We start from the raw sequence: 325 nt of genomic DNA, 5'->3' as shown, positions 1-325 counted from the left end.
TCCTCCAAATCTCTACGCATTTCACCGCTACACTTGGAATTCCACTTTCCTCTTCTGCACTCAAGTTCCCCAGTTTCCAATGACCCTCCACGGTTGAGCCGTGGGCTTTCACATCAGACTTAAGGACCCACCTGCGCGCGCTTTACGCCCAATAATTCCGGACAACGCTTGCCACCTACGTATTACCGCGGCTGCTGGCACGTAGTTAGCCGTGGCTTTCTGGTTAGGTACCGTCAAGGTACCAGCAGTTACTCTGGTACTTGTTCTTCCCTAACAACAGAACTTTACGACCCGAAGGCCTTCTTCGTTCACGCGGCGTTGCTCC

1 rRNA gene is annotated in these 325 nt (G+C 52.9%); it reads right to left on the bottom strand.

Annotation, left to right across the window (positions count from 1 at the left end):
• A 16S ribosomal RNA gene (locus CVN76_RS00415) occupies window positions 1–325 on the bottom strand; the annotation flags it as partial.

The organism is Bacillus sp. mrc49 (genome assembly GCF_002803435.1).
This window is presented reverse-complemented; position numbering and strand designations above follow the sequence as displayed.